We start from the raw sequence: 23,057 nt of genomic DNA, 5'->3' as shown, positions 1-23,057 counted from the left end.
GCACCCTTGGCACACGACTTTGGTACAAAGTCTAGTGTGTTACACCTTTCCAGAGGTGTATACGTTCCTGAAATGCAAAAAGCCCCATACCCAACACCTTAACGGTGCGGACATGGGACTTGATGCTTCCTCGGCCTAGCCGGGTACTCCGTAACCAATCCTGACAGGCAGTTGCCGTGTCATTTTTCGAAAACTGTTTTACGGATACCCAGCAAGTGGGAACTTCCTGTTTTTCGTTGTTTGCATGATGAGCTTGTTCCGCCTGCCACGCGGCAAACTCCCTCTGGCCTTCCTCGCTGTTCCAGCAGGCAAGGATGGCCGGGTAGAATGCCCGCGCCAGACGGTCAATGACTTCATCGGGATAAGGGGAAGCATTTGTGGACTTTTTCTTTTTGTTCAAACGCACGCTCCTTTGACTGTCCCACTGTGGCAAAGTCGGGCGAGAAAATCAAAGTTCCAATTTCATATCAGGCGCAAGGGCGCGGATGCTTTCCGCCCTGCACTTGCGGCTGGTGGCTCGTTGATGGCTTACAAGTGCCTGTCGTTATGCGATTTTTTCATCGTTCAGCAGTTCTTCAAACTGTGCCATATATGCCTTATGCTGTTTGAGAATCTTCGTGGTCTCCACTTTCACATAGGCATCATCAGGCACCTTAGGGAGATACTTCATCAGGAAATCAACATCCTGCTGGATTCGCCGGACAGCAGCTTCCAGTGCAGAATAGTTGATTCCGTAGATTCGTTTCTGCGGAGCAGAGCGGACCTCCGGGTGCAGAATCTCGTGCACGATCTGCTTGCGGTTCGGAAAATCGGCTCTGGCAAGGCGGTGCATATCAGCATCACGAACTTTGAACTGCCCGGACAGGATTTTCTCCTGCATACCGGGCACCATCTGTTCCATGATCTCTACGCCGCGCATGAATTTTTCAGAACGGGCAACGTAGGATTCGCTGACATTGTTCCGCTCCGCAATCTGCTTGCGGATGCTCGCTTCCGCAGAGGTGGGAGGAATTGTGTCAATTTGACACAATTCCTCCGGTGTGCTTTTCTTGGAAGCAGCTGTGTGCTGGTTGTTGCCGTTTCCACCGGGCTTTCGATGTTCCACACTGTACTGTTTTCCAATGAGGAACTTCTTCTGCTCCGGCGTGAGATTGCGCCGCCCCAACTGGTTCTTACAAATCCAAGCGAGGACTTCTTCCCGGTTTTCAAACGGGAGCGGCATCGTGGAGAAATAAATCTCTGGGTGCTTTTGGAGGATTGCATAACGATTGTGTCCGTCAACAAGTGTGTTGTTCCACACGATCAAAGGAGAAATCAGCTTGCCTTCCTTGAGGATATTTTCTTCAAGCTGCTTAAATTCATCATCGGTCAGAGGAGGAATCTGGGACTGGAACTCCGGATCGATTTTCAGATTGATCATACGCACACTCCTTTATCTCTCCTGCTGCGCCGGTTCTTCCTCCCGGAAAAAGGACGCAACATTCTGCTTTGCGGTTTTCAGTTTGAGCAGTTCGGACTTGGCTTCCTTGTACTGCTCGTAGAACTTTGCCTTTTCGGATGCCTGCTGCGCATACTCGGCTTCCAGTTTTTTCGGGCTGGGCAGCTTTGTGATGTTGTTTGCTTTGAAATAGGCTGCTGCCGCCCGGTACGCTGCCAGCTCTGCACGATGCTGTTCCTCAAAAGCTGTTGAGCAATCTTTTTTGTATTTCTATAAATAACAATCAAGAGGGCGACAACTTTTGTTGCCGCCCTCTTGATTGTTATTTATTCCCACGTTTTGGCTTTTTGTCGGACAACTATAATTTGGATCTGGTACAGAATGCTGGGAATTGCAGAAACCAATGAAAAAATACCCAAGGCGAGAGAATGTTTGATAAGGGCAAACAGTGCAAACAGGAGTAGTAGGAATAGCCATGGGTTACGCAAGTTTCGGTAGTATTTTTCTTTATCGGCATAGGAGGTGTGGAGTTCAAAAGGCTTTCCGTCGTTTGCTTTTTCTACGATCAATAGTTCGCGGTTAAAAGTTGTTGCGTTTGTTGCAATATAACCGCCTATTTCCGCCCATGGACGCAATCGAACTTTTCCGACAGAATAGTTTAGATTGATATTCTTGAAAAATACCTTGTAGCCCATATCCTCCAAAAAGTTAGCATAGTCTGTTGCGTTATCTTTTGATTTTTCTCCGATAAACTCTACACAATAGGTCACTTCGTCAGGATTACATTTTTCGAATTCATAGAGCATTCTTCCTGTCCGGACAAGTCGATAACCTTTTTCGGACATTTTGTTTAACCATTTTGCCTGTGCATTTAGCAATCCACCAAAGAAGCGATAACATTTTTTACTCATACTGCACCTCCAATAATTTCACTTGCAATGCTTACAAGTTCGGTTAGTCTTGCAAGCTCTTTTTCTGCAATTTCTTTTCCCTGTGCTGTAATGTGGTATTCTTTTTTTCTTCCCTCACTATCGCCATAAGGTTCAATCCACTTCTTGTCCTGCAAAGAGTTTAATGCTCCATATAAAGTGCCTGCGCCTAGGGAAAGCCGTCCGTCTGTTTTTTCTTCAATAAACTGCATAACAGCGTATCCGTGTTTTGGCGTATAAAGAGAAAGCAAAATATAAAAGGTGACTTCTGTAAGCGCACCACCTTTTGCATTATCGCGCATGGTTTGCCTCCTTGTTACGGTTACTGTAATAAATATATCACTAACCGTAATATTCGTCAAGCAGATTCAGGAAAATTATATAATGGGTGTGTGAAAGAAGAACAGTCTGCTCTCTATTTGTTTTGTTGTTCGGCGTGTCGTGGTGCTGAGAATTGCTAGGAATCGGTTGAACATTTGTTTTGGTCATTGTACCTCCTGTCTGTTCGATAACTTCTCGGTGAAGTTATGTAAGCACGACACGCCGTTCTTTCGCACCGCAAGGTGCGAATATGAGCAGGGTTTGGGGTGGGACCGCGTTTGCGAAGCGCAGCGCAGCAATGAAAGCCCCAGTGGAGCTTTTAAGCGGCAGCGCGGTCTGCGACAGCAGATGGAGGGGCGTTGCCCCGACAAGCGCTACCCCAACAAGATCACATCAAAACTCGCAAGAGTTTGAGAAGTGAAGTCCCGGATGGACAGGAAATTTTCAAGAATTGAAAATTTGTGGCCACGGGACGGTTCTTGCCCTCTACCGCTGCGCTCAAAACTGTTTCTGGGTAATTGTTTCCGAATTGTTAAGGCGTAAAAATAAGTAGAGGTTATGCTGCTCATGTATGTGGGTCACCGTTTGCTCCGAACGAAGTTTCTGCCCCTGTTTATGCAGCGGCGTTGACTGGAAAGCCGATATCACGTTCGGACGGCTCATGAAATTTTCAAGGTGCAATCTTCCCTAGAAAAGAAAAATACCGCCCAAGCAGCGCAGCGATGGATTTTGTCGGGGTGAAACGGCGGCAAAATGAATCGGGTGTGTTGCGGGGCGGTAAATCTTTCAGGGATAATCCACGGTGAGGCAGTGTTCAAAATGAACACGACCACATCTTGTAGATGGTTCCAGACTAATCCACAAAATCAGTGGGATTTACAAGAAAAATACCACGGTATGTAGAATGCGTCAAGAGGCTTTTGAAAAATTTGTTGTGCAAAATCGAAAAAAGTACGACGCATTCAATCTTTCTGCTGCCTTTACAGGCCGCGTCTGCGAACTTCTGCAAGTGAGCATGACCGAAATGATCCTCCGTATCAAGCTGCAGCTAACAATGTTAAAATCCATTGCCAACGCCCTGCAAAAGCGGGTGGGCAGCAATTACCGCTTTGTGCTCAGCTTCAACTCAGCGCTCATCCTTCTGGGCGCACTGGGCATCCTGCCCCCTGCTACCAGTGCGATACTGCATAACCTTTCCACCCTTGGCATCAGTCTGCGCAGCATGACAGACCTGTTGGAGCAGAAGCCTTCCCTGTAAAAATGACAAATCATCCCAGCCAAAAGGAGGCTGCTGCACAAATACCGTGCGGCAGCCTCCTTTTTTAGCTCAGATAAACCGGCAGAAACCCAGCCAGCAGCCCAGCAGGAAGAAGAGCAGCGTCTTCGCCAGCACAGGCAGCCACAGGCTCTTGCACAAGGCAAGATCCCACCGGTGGATGTTCTGCTTGGGACAGGTGCCCACGCAGGCCTCACAGGCGATGCACTCCCCGCTGCGCAGGCTGCTTTCCTCCAGCTTCAGGCACACCGGGCACTGCTGCTTGCAGGCATTACAACCCGGGATGCAGCCATCGTTCTGCCGGTGCAGCCGCGCAAAAGGCAGCACCGGCAGCAGGGCAAACACCGCTCCCATGGGGCAGAGAAATTGACAGAAGAACCGGGGCTGCACTGCCATACCCAGCAAGATGAGCACAAACAGCCCGATGCCAACACCAAAGCCCTCCGGCGGCAGACGCAGAGCCGTCAGGCGGGAAAACACCTCCCACGGGCTTGCGCCGGTCAGCAGCTTTTCTTGCCGGGTCACATACAGCGCCACCAGCCCCGCCAGCAGCAGATATTTGACCTTCTGCCCCCAAAGCACCGCCCGCTCCGGCAGACAGAGCTGCTTTTTGCGGTGGAACAGCTTTTTCTGGATAAGCCCGGACAGCGCCCAGACGGCATCGCCCAAGCTGCCAAAGGCGCAGGCGTATCCGCAGAAAAAACGGTCGAACAGCAAAGTGAAGCCGCACAGCCCCAGCAGAGAAAGCGTGAAGCTGTCCGCTGTGAGTACCTCGCCTGCGCCGATGTGCAGAAAGATCTGTTTTACCCCGGAAAAACCGGCTACGAATGCGCCCGGCATGGTCACAAAGAAGAACAGCTGTACCCCGGCGCGCAGCCATGTGCGGCGCTTTTTGTCCAACTGACGCTGCTGCGCCGCCGTTAAAGGCTTTGCTTGTGTTTTTTCCATCATCCTGCCGCCTTTCCCAGTGCGTCCTCTACTGCACCGATAAGTCCTTCTGCCGTGAGGGTAGCGCCGGAAACAGTGTCCACCTCGGCAGACTGCACATCCAGTATCTCGTCCAGCAAAGGCAGCGCCTGTTTATAGTAGGGCTTATCCTCACCGGAGGCATCCAGCACCGCAATATCGGTCATTTTGCCGTTCTGGATGGTCACCGACACCCGGATGACATCGCCAAAACCAAAGGCGCTGCCCTCATAGGTGCCGTCCCGGTAGCCGTTTTGGGTCTGCTCTGCCTGCGCTGCGCTCTGCGCCTGTAAAACGGAAGCATTGTAGGCTTCCACCTCAGCGATCTCCTGCTTGCGCTGGCTCACCGCTGCTGCCCGGACCAGCGTCACCTGCTGGTATTGCCATAGTACCCCCAGAATCAGCAGCAGGTTCACCGCCCGGAGAAGAAAATTCTTGTATTTCATTCCGCTGCTCCTTCCGTTTCGGGTTCGGCTTCGGTCTCTTCCGGCGGCAGCACCGCTTCGGATGCCGACAGCACTTCCTCAGAAGATGCCGGTTCCGGTTCGGGGGATGCCGGTGCCTCTGCCGGGAAAAGCTGCTGCCATATTTCTTTGAGCCATGGAGGAACGGCGCTTTTTTCCTCCGGCTGCACCACCTCCACGGTGGGCGCAGCGACCGGCGTTTCCTCGGATCCTGCTGCTTCAGACGGTGCGGCGGCTTCTTCTGCCGCTTCTTCCGATGCTGCCTGCTCCGGGGCGGCTTCCTCTGCCGGAGCAACAGCCGCCTTTGCCAGTGCCAGCTTGACCGCGTTCAGGATGCCGGTGGAGGAGTAGGTGGCGCCGGAAACAGCATCCACGTTGGGACTTTGCCCTTCCAGAATGGCAGGGATGACCTGTTTTGCCCGGGAGAGATATTCCTCCTCATCCTCAGCGCTCAGAAGAGTGATATCGGTGATCTTATCCTCTGCCACCGTGACCTGCACCGTGATCTCGCCCTCAAAACCCATAGCTTCGGCAGTGTAGATGCCGTCCAGATAGGTAGAGGGCGCGGTAAATTCCTCCACCACCAGCGGTGCGGCGGGCTCCGGCTGCGGCGGCAGGGGGTTGTTGACTACCTCGCCGGTCAGGGCGTTCTGCACTGCGCCCAGAATGCCCCGGCTGGTGTAGGTGGCCTCGGAAACGGCATCCACTTCCCAGCTCTGGGCTTCCACCACGGTGGTCAGAAGCCGCTTGGCGCGCCGCAGAAACTGCCTGGTCTCGTGGGAAGCGTCCAAGATCTCGACCTCCGTGATGCTGCCGTTTTCCATGGTGACCTGCACCCGGACGGCACCGCCGTAGCCCCGGGAAGAGCCAACGTAAACTCCATCGGCATAGGGCAGCTTGGGCAGCGCTTCTTCCTCCGCTTCGGAGGAAGCGGCTTCTGCCGGCTGCTCCACCACAGCCGTCAGCCTTTCCGGCACGGCGGCCAGCACCGGCACGGTGCGGGGCAGGGCAAAAAGCACGGTTGCCGCTGCCGCCACCGCCGGGAGCAGCTGCACCAGTGGCAGCAGTGTGTTGCATCGTTTTTTGTTCATTCCAACTCCTCCTGACACGGAAAAGCAAGGCCGCCTGCATAAAGCGACCTTGCTTTTTTGGTGTTCTGTTTTTTGCCGGATCAGGCAGCTTTCAAGTTCTGCACGGCATCGGTCAGGTGGGTCACCTGCTCCAGTGCAGCGGCCTTATACAGGGTCTCGCGGCTCAAAAGCTCCACGCTCTCGGCCAGCTCGGTCTCCAGATTGGCATAGCTGTCGGCGGTGTAAGCGGCCTTTGCCTTGCTCTGTGCTTCGGCGACCACAGCCTGCAGGGCGGCGCGGTCGGCATCGCTTGCCAGCTCGTGCTTGGCAAGGTTCTCGGCAGTGGTCTGGAACTTGACCACCGTGTCGGCGTAGCCCAGTGCACGGATGGTGACGGTCCAGTAGCCAGTGCCATCAGTGCCCTCCGGCAGCTGGCAGCGGGCAGAATTACTCAGACCAAGCTGGATGCCCATGGACTTGTGCATCCAGTTGTCGGCTGCAAACTTGGTGCCGTAGGAGGCCTTGGCGTGGGTGTAGGTACTGTCATCGCCGTAGTAGGTCCACACCACAGACTGCATCCGGGAGCCCAGCTCGCCGTAGTTGCCGTTCAGGTCCACACGGATAAACTCGCCAAAGCTGCCTACATCGCTGCCGCTGCGCAGGTTCACGGTAAGACCATCCGCAGCCTTCTGGGCGGCTTCTGCCACGCCGGAACCGGTGCCGGTGTGCGCGGCAGAGAAAGTGTAGCCATCGCCGCTCTTGGTTGCGTACTTCAGGCCGTTGGTGTTTTCGTCCACCGCAGCCGTTAAGGTATAGGCGGTCAGGTTCTTTTCAGAGTAGCCGCCCACCAGCTGACCGCCATTTTCCACCACGGTGTACTTGGAGCAGAAATCTGCAAGGTCGCTGGTGGCCACGCGCACCGGCACATACTTGGTGCCCAGCACCTCGTAGTGATCCATCTGCACGGTAGAACCGTCGGCCTTGGTAATGGTGCCCCGGTTCCAGCCCACGGTGGTGCCATCGGCCAGATAGATGGTCTTACCATCCTCCGACCAGTGGGAAACGGTGTAGCTGCTGCCGTCCTTGGCGTAGATCACAGCAGTGCTCTGGAAGCTGCCGCGGTGCAGACCGTGGTTGACGGTAGCGCGGGAGACTGCATCAAATGCGCCAAGGTCGTGCTCCTCGTGGCTGTCCAGCTGTGCAGAGGCGGCAGCGTTTCCGGCAGCATAGACCTTCTCGTTTGCCCAGTACTCATCCCAAGTCAGGGCAGCATAGAGATAGGTGTACTTTTTGCCCAGCAGAAAATCGAAAAAGTCGTTCTCCTCCTCGGCGGGGGCTGCTGCAAAGGCGGTAGCGGTCAACAGAGTGAACGCCATAGCTGCCGACAGCAGCAGGGAAAGAAATTTCTTCAGTTTCATGCAAAGTGCTCCTTTCATCGCAATGGCAGAGAATCACTGCCACATAGTTAGTTGATCCTAACATTTCGCGCAAAAAAATCTGTGGGGTAATGCCCCTCAGATGGTTAGGTTGAACTAATTTGACGAAATTTAAAATAGCACGCATACAGGGGCTTGTCAAGAAAAAACAGGGATGTTTATAGAGGCTAATTTTTCGGCAAAAGGTGCCGACAGCACCCGCTATACCGCAAAGCCATTGACCTTTTTGCCGGAGCCATGCTGTATGTTGTGGTGGAGGAACTGATCCCAGAAATGTCGCAGGGATAGCACTCCAACGTCGGCACGGTGTTTTTTGCGGTGGGCTTCAGCGTGATGATGGTGCTGGATGTGGCACTGGGGTGACGGTTGGGGGTTCCCGAAAGCGAAATCTTTTTCAAAATCTCCGAAAATGCCTAAACTTCTTGACAGAGGAGACGGCAGGGCGTATTATTTTGGCAGAAGGACCGCTGAGAAGCGGCTTTTTATAGAATGAAAAGTTAGTATTGTCTAACTCAAAACTCTGCCCTATACGAAGGAATATATCTCTTCTATTTACAGGTGGAAAATAAATAGAGAAGGAGCGTATCAGGATGAAGATCTACCATTTTGGTGCAGAGGATGCCCCGGTGCTGTTGCTGCTGCCGGGCACCTGTTGCCATTGGAAAAGCAATTTCGGTGCCGTGATCCCGCTTCTGGCTGACAGCTTCCGGGTGCTGTGCGTCAGCTACGATGGCTTTGATGAGACTGAACAGACCGAATTTCCCACCATGCTGGAGGAGACCGAAAAGATCGAGGCCTACCTCAAGACCCACTGCGGCGGTCACATCCGGGCAGCCTACGGCTGTTCTCTGGGCGGTTCCTTCGTGGGGCTGCTGGCGGCGCGGCAGAACATCCACATGGACTACGGCATTCTGGGTAGCTCCGATTTGGATCAGGCATCGCCGTTGACGGCAAGCTTGCAGACTGATTTTCTGCTGCCATTGATCTACCCTGTGGTGCGGGACGGAAAGTTTAAGGCAAAATTTCTCCAAAAGCGTCTGGATAAGCGTGCCAGAGAGTCGGGGGATTATGTCAAAGCCTTTCTGAAAATGTTCGGTGAGGCCCGCCCTTATGTGACCATGCAGAGCTGTAAAAATCAGTTCTACTCCGATCTTATCACTCCGCTGCCGGATAAGATCCATGTGCCCGGTACCGAGATCCATATTTTTTACGCCCTGAAAATGGGCGCAAAATATCGTGCCCGGTATCAGCAGCATTTTGCACATCCTGTTCTCCATGAGCAGAACTTGCAGCACGAGGAATTGCTGGCCTGTCACCCGGAGCAGTGGGCGCATCTGGTAAAAAGTATTGCATTGTGAACGGTAAAACGTATCTGGAGCAAGCAGGCTTTGGCAGGGTTCAGAGTCACAAAAATAAAAAGGGCTGGCTGTGCGTCACAGCACAGAAATGAGGTGCGATCATGTCGAAAAAGGCAACGGAATTTCAAAGAAAAGCAATGAGCTGGATGTACCGGGGCAAGGAGATCTTCAAGCCTTTGAACACCGGCTGGATCGACGAGAATGTTGCCTGCGTGCGCGAATGGGTGGCTAACATCTTCTTCTACCGCAAAGGCGATACGACCATTATGATCGATGCGGGATATAACTACGACCGCCTTGCCGAAAAAATGGGCTGGCTTGAGATTGATCCGAAGTCGATACACCATATCCTTATCACCCATCAGGACACCGACCATGTGGGTGCGGTGGAAGCAGACAGTCCGGGGCTGTTCCGGAATGCGAAGCTGTACATCGGCGAGATCGAGAACCGGTATCTGATCGGAGAAGCACGCCGCAAGGTTATTTATCATCTCTATAAGCTGCCGCAAGTGACCATCTACAACGAAAAGCAGCTGCTTCACGATGGAGAGGTCTTTGATATTGACGGCGTCAGGATCGAGTGTTTTCTGGTTCCCGGTCATACATGGGGACATATGGTCTACCTCATTGACGATAAGTACCTTTTTACCGGCGATACCGTCTGGTTCGGCGCGGACGGTGGATACAGCTTTATTTCCGCATTGGCAGAGGACAACAAGCTGGCGGTGAAGTCCTTGGCATTGCTGGAGAAAAAGCTGAAAAAACGTGGGCTGCATCCGCTGTTCATTACCGGACACACCGGCTGGACGGACAACATGGAGTTTGCCTTTGCGCACAGAAATGAGTTGAGCTCACCGTTCAAGAAAAAAGTCCACGACCCATCGGCACCCTATGATGCCTACGACGAATCGGACGACACCGAAGAAAATGCAAAGAGCGGTTTTCTGAAAGGCGTGGGAAGATGAAGGACAGCGAATTACAAATTGACCGTAGCTGCCATGTGCTATATTCCAAACCCTGCAAAAAGGAAATTCTGGCGAAAATCACTCTGCACTATCCGGAGGTGGAGCGCGAGGTGGTCTGGGAGCAGGTGCAGCTGAGATACGCAGAGCTTCTTTCCAAGTGGCGCACCGACCTCGGCGGTAAAAAGAATTTTCACAACGGCGTAGGCGGCACCTACGACTGCATCGCCATCATGTGCTTTTACGATGTGTGCCGGGATGTGGTCACATTCCGCGAAATGGAAGAGATAGAAGAAAATCTGATCCTGCCGTCCTTCCGGAAGCTGCGATTCGTTGACATCAACAAGCCATTCTGGAAAAAGCTGATGTATCGGGCATTCAGCACCGCCCAAAAGCACTGTGACACATGGCATGATTACGAGATGGATGTTGCGCCTTACGAAAACAGCAAGCCCATCTATTATGAATTTACGGCGTGTCCGGCGGCGGAATTTGCCAAGCGGTTTGGATTTGCGGACATTATGCCCGCCCTGTGCAATGTGGACTATGCGTCCATGGAACTGCTCCATGCCAAGCTCGTGCGGACGACCACCTGCGTGGACGGCTGCCGATGCGACTATACCATCTGCGGCGATAAGGATCCATACGTAAAGGAACATCCCGAATACCGGGATGAAAACGGATACAGGAGGAATAAGTAATGCTTTTACAGGTGATTCTGGAAGGTCTTGGGCTGGGGGCACTGCTGGTTCTGGTCTGCGCTGCGGGCATCCGCAAAGGGGCTGTTGGGATGGTGCATCTTTACAGCCCGGCGGTGAAGCAGCGGTGCGTGAAGCTGGGACTTACAAGCCCGGAACGCATCCGACGCAACAGCCTGCTGTTCAAAGCAGTCTGCATTCCCGGCTATATCGGCTATGTGCTGGTCTGTGTCTATGGGATAAACGGTGCAAAGGGCTTTGTTCAGGGTTTCTGGCAGTTACTCGTTATCTTGTCCGTTATGAATCTCATGGACCGCCTGTTGGTTGACGGCTATTGGGTGGGGCATACGAACGCATGGACGATCCCCGGAACAGAGGATCTGAAGCCGTACATTACCGCAAAAGACAAGCAGAAAAAATGGCTTTTTGGTACGGTAGGCATGGCAGTCATAGCGGCGGTGCTGGCGGCAATTATGACTGTTTTTCTTTACTGAGGGAGGTGCCTATGAAATATAAAATCGAGAAAAACACCGTGCAGGAGACGCTGATCCTCCCGCTGTATTCCCGGAAGCTGTGTACGGAGCTGTACCCGAACCTTTACCGGGATGAAACCGCGGTTCGTCTGCTCGACCAGATCGACTACGATTTTTCAGGGGCGGAGAAAAGCTCCCGCAGTCTGATGCAGCGGTTCGGTGCGCTGGAGGTGGCCATGCGGCAGAACGACCTTACCTTTGAGGTGCGGGCATACCTGAAAACGCACCCCGGCGCAGCGGTGGTCAATCTGGGCTGCGGGCTGGACAACACCGGCAGAGCCTGCGACAACGGCAGCTGCAAGATCTACAATCTGGACTTTCCCGATGTCATTGCCTTGCGGCAGCAGCTGCTGCCCGCCGGGGAGCGGGAGCAAAACATTCCCTGCGACCTGAAAGACCCCGTATGGTTTGACAAGATCGATACCTCCGGCGGGGCGGTGTTCTTTGCCTCCGGGGTGTTCTATTACTTCCCGACCCAGCAGGTCCGGGAACTGGTGCGGGGGATGGCAGACGCTTTCCCCGGCGGTGTGCTGGTCTTTGATGCCGCCAACCGTACGGCGGTGAAGATGATCGCAAAAACATGGCTCAAGACTGCAAAGATCAAGGATGTGGGAGCATATTTCGCCGTTTCGGATGCCAAAAGTGAGCTTTCCCCATGGGACAGCCGTTTGCAAGTGTCCAGCCGGGGCTATATGCTGGGGTACAACGATTTGAAAGACCCTTCTGTCAGCAGCTTTTTCCGTTTTCTTGCAAAGGTCGGGGATAACGGGATGAAAATGCAGATCGTGAAGATCGGATTTGGAGGGAGAGCATGAAACACCTGCACTTTGATGTGGAACTCAATGGCTTTTACGGTGCGTATTGGGCGTGTGCCGGCGGTTCAGATTGTGCGGTCATCACGATGATCGGGGATGATCCGGAGGATCGGCTTGCGCGCTCGGCAGTGAAATGGCTTTGCGGGTGCGGTGTAAACGTGCTCACAATGTCGCCCGCGAAAAAAGATTACGGACATCATAATTACCCGCTTGAGCGTGTGGAGACGGCAATTTCATGGCTGAAAGCTAACGGTAACAGAAAGATCGGCGTTGCCGGTGCATCGACCACCGGAACGCTTGCGCTGACAGCGGCTGCCATGTTCCCGGATATCACCCTGACCATTGCCATGACACCCAGCGACTTCGTGTGGCAGGGCTTTCTGCAGGGCAAAAGGGACGGCTGCAAGGAATGGCCGGTCGAGGGCGAGTCGTTGTTCTCCTACCGGGGCAAGCCGCTGCCCTATATGCCGTTTTGCTATCAGCATCCCGACTATTGGCACTGCATCGCCGCCGAGAGCAAACGCACCGGCGATATGGTAAACTCCCGCAAGCTGTTTGACGATTCCGAGACAGCTCATCCGATCGAGCCGGAAGAATACATTCCCGTTGAAAACATCCGGGGAAAGCTGCTGCTGATCGGCGCGGAGGACGATGCGCTGTGGGACACCGCAAAGTATATCCGCCGGATGGAAAAGCGCCTTGCCGAAAAACCGCATGAATGCGAGATCGAGACGATGGTTTATGCCCACGGCACCCACTTCGTTTTCCCGGAGGGGATGCTGAAAATCATGCTGCCGGTTGGCTCCGGTCTATTTGTGAAGTTCGCGTTTCAGGCAGCAAAAAAATATCCGAAGGAATGCCGCCAGACCCGGATAGACATCGAGAAACGGATGTGCCGGGTGTTAGCGGAATGGAAAGGAGCAAAGTGAGATGCGTTGGATGGGAATGCCCATGGCCATGTGGGCGGTGTTTGCCAGATCGTTTCAGACGCAGCTGACGGCGGTACTGGGCTATGATGCAGCTACCGCAAAAGCCATCACGAAAAAGGCAAAGCAGCAATACCGGCAGATCATCCGCAGGCTGCCGGAGTTTGAAAAGGCCGACCGCTTCCAATTGAACATCATTGGCTGCGCCATGCTGGGGGCGTTCGTTCTCTGTATGCCGAAGCGGCCGGATACAGAGGCGCTGACGGTATACTATGAGAACGCTCAGATGACGCCGCTGATGAAGTGGTTCTGCCGCAAGAGCGGAAAAAGCAAATTTACCCCAAAGGATATTGCCGCTATGAAGGCAACCGCCGCTCTGAAAGCCGCCGACCGCAATCCCTATTCGTGGAACATGGAGTTTTACGAATACCCGGACGGCAGCGGCTACGAGGGACGCTTTACAAAATGCGGCATCTGCGTGCTGATGAAGGAACTGGGTCTGTACGACCTGACCCCCGCCCTGTGCCATCTGGACTACACCATGAGCGAAGCAGGCGGTGTGACAAATTTTATGCGGCAGTATACCCTTGCTTCCGGCGGACCCTACTGCGACTGCGGGTACAAAAAGAAAGGGTAACGGACGATGAAGAGGAAGGAAACCTATCTCTCCCGTGATTTTCGGGAGACTGCGGCACTGCGCTTTCCCGCGCAGGCAAAGGAACTGAACACCGCTTTCGATATGCGCCTGAGTGCGCTGCTGGCTGAAAACGTGGGTGCAAGCAAGGAAAAGCAATACCACCTCAAGCGGCAGATCTTGCCGGGCATTGCGGCCTACGAGACCTTGCAGCGGGTCATGCCGAAAGAGGAGGCACTGCAAACCGTTCACGGCTATGTGGAGCGCTTGGCGAGAACGAGCCACAAACAGCTTGCCGCCCTGCTGTACATACCGGGGCTTTACCGCCTTGTTCCCGGCGTTTTCGTCAAATCCACCCGGAGCGTTTTCGGCCCGGCGGCGGGCTTTGCCCCAAAAGAACTGCAGACCGGCAACGGCGTCTGGCGTGTGGATATGATGAAATGCCCGTATCATGACACCTGTGCAGAATACGGCTGCCCGGAGCTGTGCCGCTGCTTTTGCGACAGTGATGACATCAGCTATACCGGGCTGCATCCGAAGCTGATTTGGCATCGAACGAAAACGCTGGGGCGCGGCAATGACCGTTGCGATTTTTGCATGAAGGTCAGATAATAGCGGGGAGGCATATTGGCATGGAGATCAAATGATTCGGTACATGGTATTTCTGGCATACTTTCTTGTTTTGTATGAACCACGATGGAAGACGAAGGAAATGAGAGCATATGCCCGATTCGCACGCAGACTGAGAGGAGAAAAACAATGATCGTACTGCAACTGCTGCTTTATTGTCTGCTGTTTACCGCAATGGTAAAAATCGCTGTGATCGGTGGTGCTGTCAATGGACTGTACTTTTATCCCAAGGAGGTGCAGGATCGCGCCATCGAACTGGGACTGATCGACCGCAATACGATGAACCGGAAACGAAAATGCTTTATGATACCGTTCTTTATCGTGATGCTTGCTGCTCTTGTGCTGATCATCGGTTTGTGGAACGAGGCTTCCTCCTTTGGTGAGGCCTATTGGCAGGCGCTGCTGTTTCTTGAGGTCATGAATATCTATGACGGCGTTGTAATCGACAAGCTATGGGTCGGGCACAGCCAGTTTTGGGTGCTGCCAGGGCTTGAAGATGCGCCGTTCGTGCAGACCTGGAGGCAGGTGCTGAAAAAGCGAAGCATACTGGCGCTGATCTGGGTTGCGGGAGCGGCAATTGTCGGCGGTATTGTCCATTTGATCTTCTAAGAAGTTGGAAATTGCCCAAATGAAAAGCAGAATCATGAACTGCAATCGGAGGCAAAAAAGATGAAGACGGAGAAACCGAAAAAGCTGATTCGATGGTACATTCTCGGTGCGATCGGGGCAGTACTGACGATCCTGGCGGCAGGCATTGTGGTGCCCGCTTTGTCCTATCTGCTCAGCTTTGCCGCCGGAGCCATGCTGTATGTGGTGGTGGAGGAGCTGATCCCGGAAATGTCGCAGGGGCAGCACTCTAACGTCGGCACGGTGTTTTTGCGGTAGGCTTCAGCGTGATGATGGTACTGGATGTGGCACTGGGATAGCGCATGGTTGAGAAAATTGCGATGCAAGGGGCGAAGAAAGGAAAAACATGAAAGACAGAGATCTGCCAGTTGACCACAGCTGCCATTCCAAGCCCTGCAAAAGACGGATTGTGGAGATCGGATTGAATAAACAGTATGATTGATATCATTTTTCATGACAAAACGGGGGTCACTCCCTATAATCCCGGACAAACAGGCGGCTTTGAAAATGCGGCCGGAAGTGGAGAAATTCACTATTACCGGCTGTTTGATGGCGTGGGGATCATGCTGCTGCGGCTGGAGATGGAGACCTATACGGAAATCCGCACGCAGATCGGTATGATAGAGATCAATTTCTGCATCAATGGCCGTTTTGAAACCAGCTTTTCCATGCGTGATAGCGTTCTGCTAAAGCCGGGGGATATGGCCGTCAGCTGCTACGACGGACGGCATGGAACACGTTCAGAGTCACGGTTCCCGCTGGGCTGTTACGAAGGGCTGTGTCTGGAAGTTGATCCAGCAGCCGCTCAGAACTGGCTTGAGAAGAACGCACCGGGCTTTTCGGTGGATTTTGCGGTACTGAAGCAGAATCTTCTGGGAAACCGATGGTTCATGTTCGGTACGGCAGGACCCCGCTGTGAGCACGTTTTCCGGGAATTGTACGAAAATGCGCCCTACATGGATCTCCGGTTCCTGCGGCTCAAGGTGGTGGAGCTGTTGATGCTGCTGAGCCGCATTCCGCAGGAGGAAGGAACGGACTTGTACTGTTCTACCGAACAGACCGAACTGGCACACCATCTCCGGGATCACCTTCTGACAAACCGGGAGGGGTATGTCTCCCTTGCGCAGCTGGCAGAAGAACACGGGATCTCGGTTTCGCACCTGCAAAAAATGTTCAAACAGGTCTACGGTGTGCCAGTATACCACTATATCAAGGAATACCGTCTGGAACAGGCTGCCGTAGAGCTTGTCCGGAGCGCAAAACCCATTACGCAGATCGCACAGAATGCAGGATATGACAACGCCAGCAAGTTTTCGGAGGCTTTCCGGAAACGATATGGAACGACCCCGTCGCAGTACCGCACCCACGCAAATGGACTCGCAAAACGGAGCAGGGAAATCAGAATGGAGTAGTCCACGGCCGAAAAATATGCTAAAGTACAGAGCGGTTAGAATAAACTTACTTTAAAACCGGAGGTACTTTCATATGATGATGAAAAAGAAATTTGTTGCAGTGGCCTTGTCTGCGGTCTGCCTGCTGTCTGCTGTCAGCTGCGGCCAGCAGAGCGCAAGCACAGCGTCTTCGGCATCCAGCGTTTCCTCCTCGGTGGCTTCTTCGGCTTCCGCAAGTCAGGTAATGGATGCGGAGGATTATCTGTCTGGTATCAGCGGGACTTATGTGGAACTGTTCCCGGAGATGGCAAAGAGTGAATACCGGAATTTGTGGATCGACGCTGCGACTCCGCTGGTAGGCGAGGACAATGCGGAATCGGCTACGGATATGCTGCTGGGAATGTGCATGGCAGAGCCGTATGGCGAGGAGGCTGTTGAAAAATATGCAGCAGATCCGGACAGCACGGCGTTCAACTGCTATTTTCTGGGCGGCGTGGAAAAATTCGTGATGAATGGCGACACCATCACCGGTCTGGATGCGCAAGGACAGGAAGTGTTTGCACACACCTACCAGAAACTGGATGTGGACAATGAAAACAGCTTCCTCTTCTACCAGAGCGAGGATGCGGATTCCGGGGAGTTTACCTACTTTGCCTTTGCGCCTGATACGATGGAAACGACGTATCATCTGGAATTCCGCTATGCAGAGGATCTCGACGACCTGCAGAGCTGGTATGAAGGAAATTATGCTTATTGGAATGCTGCCGCCATCGCAGAGGACTATGATCAGGCAACTATGGAAAATGTCATTGAACTTTTCGTCACGGAAAATTTGTCTGAGGCAGAATAAACGGCACATGCGCACCCGATCATGTCAGGCGGTACGCATGGCAATATTACGGTAAGGATGTGATTTGATTGAAAAAACGATCGGACTTTTCCCGGCTGATGGGCTATGCAGGCGGACATCGGGTATTCACCTATGCTTCACTGGTGCTCTCCGCTGTCAGCGCACTGATGGCGCTGATCCCGTTCCTCTATATCTGGATGATCCTGCGGGATGTGTTGAACGCCGCGCCGGACTATGCGCAGGCGGTGAACATCCCCCATTACGGCTGGATGGCAGTGCTGTTTGCGGTGCTGGCTTACCTCATTTACATTGCGGCACTGATGTGCTCCCATCTGTCGGCGTTCCGGGTGGCGACCAATCTGCGGCTGGCGGTGTCGGAGCATTTGGCGGTGCTGCCGCTGGGCTTTGCCGAGAACTTCGGCAGCGGCAAGCTGCGCAAGATCATCCATGAGAGCACCGGAGCCGCCGAAACCTATCTGGCCCACCAGTTGCCAGACCAGTACAACGCCATCGCCACCCCGGTGGGGCTGCTGGTTTTGCTGCTGGCGTTCGACTGGCGGCTGGGGCTGCTGAGCCTTGCGCCGGTGGTGTTGGCGTTTCTCATCATGGCGACCATGACCGGCAAGCGGATGGCCGAAAAAATGCGGCAGTACGGCAACGCACTGGAATCCATGTCCAACGAGGCGGTGGAGTACGTCCGGGGTATCCCGGTGGTCAAGACCTTCGGGCAGTCGGTATTTTCCTTCAAAAAGTTCAAGACCACCATTGATGAGTATGAAAAGTGGGTCATCTCCTACACCAAAGACCTGCGTCTGCCCATGATGTTCTATACCGCTGCCGTCAACGGCGTGTTCGCCTTTTTGATCGCGGGCGGGCTGCTGTTCACGACCCACGGCGTCACCCCGGAGTTTCTGCTGAACCTGCTGTTCTATATCATCATCACCCCGGTGATCTCCCTGACTTTGACCCGCATGATGTACATGAGCGAGAACAAGATGGTGGTGGCGGATGCGCTGGCACGCATCGACTCGGTGCTGGAGGCGGCACCCATGCAGGTGCAGGCTGTTCCGCAGTACCCGAAGGATTCCTCTGTCACGTTGCGGAATGTGCATTTCAGCTATGACGGAAAAACCGAGGTCATCAAGGGCGTTTCGCTGGAGATTCAGCCGGGGCAGACCGTGGCTTTTGTAGGTCCCTCCGGCGGCGGCAAATCTACGCTGGCAAACCTTGTCTGCCGGTTCTTCGATGTGCAAAGTGGCAGCGTCCGGGTGGGCGGAGCGGATGTGCGAGATATCCCCAAGGAAGAGCTGATGGATACCATCTCCTTTGTGTTCCAGAACAGCCGCCTGCTCAAGGGCAGCATTCTGGATAACGTCCGTCTGGGCAGACCGCAGGCCACCGAAGCCGAGGTGCAGGCGGCGCTGAAAGCTGCACAGTGCATGGATATTGTGGAGAAATTTCCGGCGGGCATCCATACCGTCATCGGCACCAAGGGCGTGTATCTGTCCGGCGGCGAGCAGCAGCGCATTGCCATTGCCCGCGCCATGCTGAAAAATGCGCCCATCCTGATTCTGGACGAGGCCACCGCTTTTGCCGACCCGGACAATGAAGCTAAGGTGCAGGCAGCCTTTGCCCGGCTTGCCAAGGGCAAAACCGTGCTGATGATCGCGCACCGCCTGTCCACCGTCGCCAACGCCGACTGCATCTATGTGGTGCAGGATGGGCAGATTGCAGAATCCGGCACAAAGGACGAACTGTGCGCGCAGAACGGCCTGTTTGCCCGGATGTGGCAGGATTATCAGGCCTCGGTGCAGTGGAAGGTCGCAAAGGAGGGGTAAAGGATGATCGAAAAAATTCAACACGCCACGGCCAGCTCCCCGGAGGGCGCAAAGGGGCTTGTAAAGGGCGTTCTGGCCTGTGCGTTCCAGAATATAGCGTTCATGCTGCCCACCGGGCTGCTGTATCTCCTGGTAAAAGATCTGCTGGCAGGCTCCGCGAGCGGGAGAACCGCCTTTTATCTGCTGGGGTGTGCGGCCTGCTTTGCGCTGATCTTGCTGACCACATGGTTCCAGTACAACGGCACCTATTTTACGACCTATAAAGAGAGCGGCACCCGCCGCCTGACCCTTGCGGAGCGGCTGCGCAAGCTGCCCCTGTCCTTTTTCGGCAAGCGGGACCTTGCCGACCTGACCAGCACCATCATGGCGGACTGCGAGGTGTTGGAAAAGACCTGCTCTCACTTTATTCCCGGCCTGTTCGGTTCCTTGATCTCCACCGTGATTATTGCGCTGAGCCTGTTTGCGTTCGACTGGCGGATGGCACTGGCAGCTCTGTGGGTCATCCCGGTATCCGCTGCCATCGTGGTGGGCAGCTACCGGGTGCAGGACAAGGTGCAGGGCAGGACCATGGCGGCGAAAATGGCCTGTGCGGACGGCATTCAGGAGTACATCGAGACCCTCCGGGACCTGAAAGCCAGCAATGCGGAGCAGCGTTATCTGTCCGGCCTTTCCAAAAAGATTCGTGCGGTGGAAAAACAATCCGTTGCGGCAGAGCTGGAAACAGCGCTGTTCGTGTCCTCTGCGGGCATGGTGCTCAAGCTGGGCATTGCATCGGTGGCGCTCACTGGCTCGGTGTTGCTGGTACAGGGCAGCATCGACGTATTGACCCTGTTTCTGTTCCTGATGGCGGCATCCCGGATGTACGACCCCATGCAGGGCGCTTTGCAGAATCTGGCGGCGGTCATCGCCATGCGTACCAATGTGGGGCGGATGAATGAGATTCTGGACGCTCCCCTGCAGACCGGCAGCGAGCAGCTGACCAATCAGGGCTGCGATATCGTGTTCGACCATGTGGGCTTTGCCTATAACTCTGGCGAGACGGTTCTGCGGGATGTTTCCTTTACCGCAAAGCAGGGCGAGGTCACGGCACTGGTGGGACCCTCCGGCGGTGGCAAGACCACCGTTTCCCGACTGGCGGCACGGTTCTGGGACTACCAGAAGGGCAGCATCACCGTGGGCGGCATGGAGGTTTCCCAAATCGACCCGGAAAAGCTCATGAGCCTGTATTCCATCGTCTTTCAGGATGTGACCCTGTTTGACAACACGATCCTGGAAAACATCCGTCTGGGGCGCAAAGGTGCCACCGACGAGGAGGTTCTGGCAGCGGCAAAGCTGGCAAACTGCGAGGAATTTGCCGAAAAGCTGCCGGACAAATGGAACACGAACATCGGCGAGAATGGCTGTGCTCTTTCCGGCGGCGAGCGTCAGCGCATTTCCATTGCCCGCGCCTTCCTGAAGGATGCGCCCATCATTCTGTTAGACGAGGCCACCGCCAGTCTGGACGTGGAGAATGAAACTGCCATTCAGGAGGCTCTTTCGCGGCTCATAAAACACAAAACCGTCCTTATCATCGCCCACCGGATGCGCACCGTAGCCGGTGCGGATAAAATCGTGGTGCTGTCGGGCGGTATCGTGGCCGAGCAGGGCAGCCCGGCAGAGCTGTACGCCCGGAAGGGACTGTATGCCCACATGGTGGATCTGCAGTCGGCAAGCCAGAATTGGACGATCTGAGAATGATGGCGGCTTTTATTTGGGAAAAAGTCTTGATTTTCCTATCAAAACATGGTATATACATTATACGAAACATTGCTTTGAAAGAACGCTCCACCGTTCAATGATGTATAAATGGGAGGTGCTTGCCGTGACCGCCGTAATCTACGCCCGTTATTCCACTGACAGCCAGCGAGAAGAATCCATCGAAGGCCAGATCCGGGAATGCACGGCCTATGCGGAGAAGAACGGATTCACGGTGGTCAAGCATTATATCGACCGTGCCGTTTCTGCAAAAACGGACAACCGCCCGCAGTTCCAACAGATAATCAAGGACAGCGAGCGGGGAATCTTTGATGTCATCATTGTCTGGAAGCTCGACCGCTTTGCCCGGAACCGTTACGACAGCGCACGGTACAAGACTCAGCTGAAGCGAAACGGTGTGAAACTGGTATCGGCAACGGAAGTCATTTCGGCTGGCCCGGAGGGTATTATTCTGGAATCGGTGCTGGAAGGCTACGCCGAATACTACTCGGCTGACCTGTCCGAAAAGGTCGTGCGCGGCATGACCGAGAACGCTCTCAAGGGCATTTATAATGGTGGCACGATTCCGTTCGGCTACATGATCGATGAGACCCGGCATTACCAGCCTGACCCGCTGCTGGCCCCGTATGTGGAGCAGACGTTCCAGAAATATGCAGATGGCGCGACCATGACTGATCTGCGGGATTGGTTAAAGGCACACAACATTAAAAATTCGATGGGCGGGGAGATGACCTACAATACGATTCAGCGGATGCTGAGTAATCGCCGCTGCTGCTGCAATTGTGCTTTTTGTACTACGCACTGGCCTTTGCCGGCCTGAGCCTGGGCGTGATCCGCACCGGCATCATCGCGCTGGGCGTTTATACCGGTGCGTATATGGGCGAGGTCGTCCGTGCCGCCATTGAGGCGGTGCCCAAGGGTCAGTTCGAGGCCGCACAGGCACAGGGCTTCAACTATCTGCAGCGGATGGGCTTATATCATCCTGCCCCAGAGCATTCCGGTGATGCTGCCTCCCATGGTGAATCAGGTGGTCAACCTGTTCAAGAACACCTCCTGCCTGTACATCGTGGGCGGTGCCGACCTCATCAGCGTGACTTACAGCTTTGTCACCGGTGCTTCCACCGGCGGCGCGTATGCACCGGCCTATATCGTCTGCGGTCTGATCTTCTTTGTGGTGTGCTTCCCACTGTCCACGCTGGCCACCCGCTGGGAGGCCTCGCTCAAGGAGCGCAAGGGCAAGGCAGATCCGGCTCTGCGCGCGGTCAAGCGCACGGCTCTGAAGGAGGCGGCATGATATGAGCACTTTGGCTTCCAGCTTTTCGATCCTGACGCAGCCGGGTGTGTTCCTGTACCTGCTGCGCGGCGTGGCCTTTACCTGCATCCTCTCGGTGCTGGGTGTCATTCTGGGCCTGATCCTGGGCTCTCTGCTGGCGCTGGCCCGCACCTACTGTAAAAAGGGCCCGGCCCGCATTCTGGGGTGGTTCTCGGCGGCGTATATTGAGCTTTTCCGCAACACGCCCTATCTGCTCTGGATCTTCGTGTGCGTGGTCTTCTGTCCCTGCCCGGCATTCTTTGCCCGGAAAATGTTCGGCCTGACCAGCGTGGAAATGAAGCTGCTGTTCAAGGCCGCGCTGGCTCTGATCCTGTTCAACTCTTCGGTCATTGCGGAGATCGTCCGCGGCGGCCTGAACGGCGTGGCAAAGGGCCAGTTTGAAGCCGGGTATGCACAGGGCTTCAACACTGCGGAGGTGCTGCTGTACATCATCCTGCCGCAGGCCTACCGCAACATCGTGCCCACCCTGCTCAGCCAGGTCATCACCACCATCAAGGATTCCTCCTACCTTGCCAACGTGGCGACCATTGAGCTGATGGCACGGATCCGCCAGCTGCTGAGCGCCGCAGGCACCTACAACGGCCTTGGCACCGTGAATGTTTCGGATGTGATGGTGCTGTTCGGCGCGGCCTGCGTCATCTATTTTGTCATCAACTTCACCCTGAGCTGCATCGTCCGTTCGATGCAGGCCTGGCGGAAGAAGGCACTGGTCTTTGCCCCGGCAAAGGCCGCATAAAACTGAAGTTCTCCTTTATCTCCCCTTTCCTTCCTATTCCAAACCTTATGCACAGAAAGCCCGTGCCCGGC

General features: G+C 54.5%; 23 protein-coding genes and 3 pseudogenes. 18 read left to right on the top strand and 8 right to left on the bottom strand.

Annotation, left to right across the window (positions count from 1 at the left end; translation table 11 throughout):
• Positions 1–31: 31 nt before the first annotated feature.
• The 4 genes from J3353_RS16335 to J3353_RS10835 form a co-directional block, all read right to left on the bottom strand.
• Positions 32–406, bottom strand: a complete 375-nt coding sequence (locus tag J3353_RS16335; protein ID WP_370569195.1) for a hypothetical protein — start codon at positions 404–406, stop codon at positions 32–34.
• 138 nt (positions 407–544) lie between these two features.
• A complete protein-coding gene (locus J3353_RS10845) occupies positions 545–1,420 on the bottom strand; it encodes a hypothetical protein (RefSeq protein ID WP_156074787.1) in 876 nt (291 codons plus the stop codon).
• 344 nt (positions 1,421–1,764) lie between these two features.
• Positions 1,765–2,349 carry a DUF2812 domain-containing protein gene (locus J3353_RS10840; protein ID WP_156074789.1) on the bottom strand — a complete coding sequence of 195 codons (585 nt, stop codon included), beginning with the start codon at positions 2,347–2,349 and terminating at the stop codon, positions 1,765–1,767.
• Complete coding sequence (locus J3353_RS10835) at positions 2,346–2,669, bottom strand: PadR family transcriptional regulator (RefSeq protein ID WP_117506180.1); 324 nt, start codon at positions 2,667–2,669, stop codon at positions 2,346–2,348. Before J3353_RS10835 ends, J3353_RS10840 begins: the two co-directional genes overlap by 4 nt.
• Positions 2,670–3,733: 1,064 nt before the next feature.
• Here J3353_RS10835 and J3353_RS10830 point away from each other — a divergent pair.
• A pseudogene (locus tag J3353_RS10830) lies at positions 3,734–3,946 on the top strand (heavy metal translocating P-type ATPase); the annotation flags it as partial.
• Positions 3,947–4,015: 69 nt separating this feature from the next.
• Here J3353_RS10830 and J3353_RS10825 read toward each other — a convergent pair.
• From J3353_RS10825 to J3353_RS10810, 4 genes are all read right to left on the bottom strand, one after another.
• Entirely contained in the window at positions 4,016–4,915 is a 900-nt protein-coding gene (locus J3353_RS10825; RefSeq protein ID WP_156059608.1) for a 4Fe-4S binding protein, read from the bottom strand.
• Positions 4,912–5,376: an FMN-binding protein gene (locus J3353_RS10820; protein WP_156059607.1), complete on the bottom strand. Its 465-nt coding sequence runs from the start codon at positions 5,374–5,376 to the stop codon at positions 4,912–4,914. Before J3353_RS10820 ends, J3353_RS10825 begins: the two co-directional genes overlap by 4 nt.
• Positions 5,373–6,485, bottom strand: a complete 1,113-nt coding sequence (locus J3353_RS10815; RefSeq protein ID WP_156059606.1) for an FMN-binding protein — start codon at positions 6,483–6,485, stop codon at positions 5,373–5,375. The genes J3353_RS10820 and J3353_RS10815 overlap by 4 nt, the downstream gene beginning before the upstream one ends.
• An 80-nt stretch (positions 6,486–6,565) precedes the next feature.
• Positions 6,566–7,882 (bottom strand): penicillin-binding Tp47 domain C-containing protein, encoded by a 1,317-nt coding sequence (locus tag J3353_RS10810; protein WP_156059605.1) that lies wholly within the window; start codon positions 7,880–7,882, stop codon positions 6,566–6,568.
• Between the two features lie 608 nt (positions 7,883–8,490).
• Between J3353_RS10810 and J3353_RS10805 the strand changes: the two genes are divergently transcribed.
• From J3353_RS10805 to J3353_RS10725, 17 genes and pseudogenes are all read left to right on the top strand, one after another.
• Positions 8,491–9,258, top strand: a complete 768-nt coding sequence (locus J3353_RS10805; RefSeq protein ID WP_207684846.1) for an alpha/beta fold hydrolase — start codon at positions 8,491–8,493, stop codon at positions 9,256–9,258.
• Between the two features lie 101 nt (positions 9,259–9,359).
• A complete protein-coding gene (locus tag J3353_RS10800; protein WP_207684845.1) occupies positions 9,360–10,223 on the top strand; it encodes an MBL fold metallo-hydrolase in 864 nt (287 codons plus the stop codon).
• Entirely contained in the window at positions 10,220–10,921 is a 702-nt protein-coding gene (locus J3353_RS10795) for an L-2-amino-thiazoline-4-carboxylic acid hydrolase (RefSeq protein ID WP_207684844.1), read from the top strand. Before J3353_RS10800 ends, J3353_RS10795 begins: the two co-directional genes overlap by 4 nt.
• A complete protein-coding gene (locus J3353_RS10790; RefSeq protein WP_207684843.1) occupies positions 10,921–11,412 on the top strand; it encodes a hypothetical protein in 492 nt (163 codons plus the stop codon). Before J3353_RS10795 ends, J3353_RS10790 begins: the two co-directional genes overlap by 1 nt.
• An 11-nt stretch (positions 11,413–11,423) precedes the next feature.
• A complete protein-coding gene (locus tag J3353_RS10785; protein WP_207684842.1) occupies positions 11,424–12,266 on the top strand; it encodes a class I SAM-dependent methyltransferase in 843 nt (280 codons plus the stop codon).
• Positions 12,263–13,195, top strand: a complete 933-nt coding sequence (locus tag J3353_RS10780; protein WP_156060225.1) for an acyl-CoA thioester hydrolase/BAAT C-terminal domain-containing protein — start codon at positions 12,263–12,265, stop codon at positions 13,193–13,195. Before J3353_RS10785 ends, J3353_RS10780 begins: the two co-directional genes overlap by 4 nt.
• Before the next feature lies 1 nt (position 13,196).
• Positions 13,197–13,829 (top strand): L-2-amino-thiazoline-4-carboxylic acid hydrolase, encoded by a 633-nt coding sequence (locus J3353_RS10775; RefSeq protein ID WP_156060224.1) that lies wholly within the window; start codon positions 13,197–13,199, stop codon positions 13,827–13,829.
• A gap of 6 nt (positions 13,830–13,835) precedes the next feature.
• Positions 13,836–14,438 carry an L-2-amino-thiazoline-4-carboxylic acid hydrolase gene (locus J3353_RS10770; protein WP_156060223.1) on the top strand — a complete coding sequence of 201 codons (603 nt, stop codon included), beginning with the start codon at positions 13,836–13,838 and terminating at the stop codon, positions 14,436–14,438.
• 147 nt (positions 14,439–14,585) lie between these two features.
• The gene (locus tag J3353_RS10765; RefSeq protein WP_156060222.1) at positions 14,586–15,065 is read left to right on the top strand and encodes a hypothetical protein; all 480 of its coding nucleotides are present in this window, start codon (positions 14,586–14,588) and stop codon (positions 15,063–15,065) included.
• 99 nt (positions 15,066–15,164) lie between these two features.
• Positions 15,165–15,382 (top strand): annotated as a pseudogene (locus J3353_RS10760) (zinc transporter); the annotation flags it as partial.
• Between the two features lie 135 nt (positions 15,383–15,517).
• On the top strand, positions 15,518–16,495 hold the full coding sequence (locus J3353_RS10755) for a helix-turn-helix transcriptional regulator (RefSeq protein WP_005935772.1): 978 nt from the start codon (positions 15,518–15,520) through the stop codon (positions 16,493–16,495).
• Positions 16,496–16,568: 73 nt separating this feature from the next.
• A complete protein-coding gene (locus J3353_RS10750) occupies positions 16,569–17,324 on the top strand; it encodes a hypothetical protein (RefSeq protein ID WP_156060221.1) in 756 nt (251 codons plus the stop codon).
• Between the two features lie 68 nt (positions 17,325–17,392).
• The gene (locus J3353_RS10745) at positions 17,393–19,162 is read left to right on the top strand and encodes an ABC transporter ATP-binding protein (protein ID WP_197036977.1); all 1,770 of its coding nucleotides are present in this window, start codon (positions 17,393–17,395) and stop codon (positions 19,160–19,162) included.
• A 3-nt stretch (positions 19,163–19,165) separates the two neighbouring features.
• Complete coding sequence (locus tag J3353_RS10740; protein ID WP_207684841.1) at positions 19,166–20,893, top strand: ABC transporter ATP-binding protein; 1,728 nt, start codon at positions 19,166–19,168, stop codon at positions 20,891–20,893.
• Positions 20,894–21,023: 130 nt separating this feature from the next.
• Positions 21,024–21,686, top strand: a pseudogene (locus tag J3353_RS10735) (recombinase family protein); the annotation flags it as partial.
• 234 nt (positions 21,687–21,920) lie between these two features.
• Entirely contained in the window at positions 21,921–22,211 is a 291-nt protein-coding gene (locus J3353_RS16470) for a hypothetical protein (protein WP_255536600.1), read from the top strand.
• 1 nt (position 22,212) lies between these two features.
• Positions 22,213–22,986: an amino acid ABC transporter permease gene (locus tag J3353_RS10725; RefSeq protein WP_207684840.1), complete on the top strand. Its 774-nt coding sequence runs from the start codon at positions 22,213–22,215 to the stop codon at positions 22,984–22,986.
• Positions 22,987–23,057 lie beyond the last annotated feature (71 nt).

Source organism: Faecalibacterium sp. Marseille-Q4137 (genome assembly GCF_017377535.1).
GTDB classification, from domain to species: Bacteria; Bacillota; Clostridia; order Oscillospirales; family Ruminococcaceae; genus Faecalibacterium; species Faecalibacterium duncaniae.
Note: the sequence above shows the minus strand (reverse complement) of the source record. Positions and strands in the feature narration are given on the sequence as shown.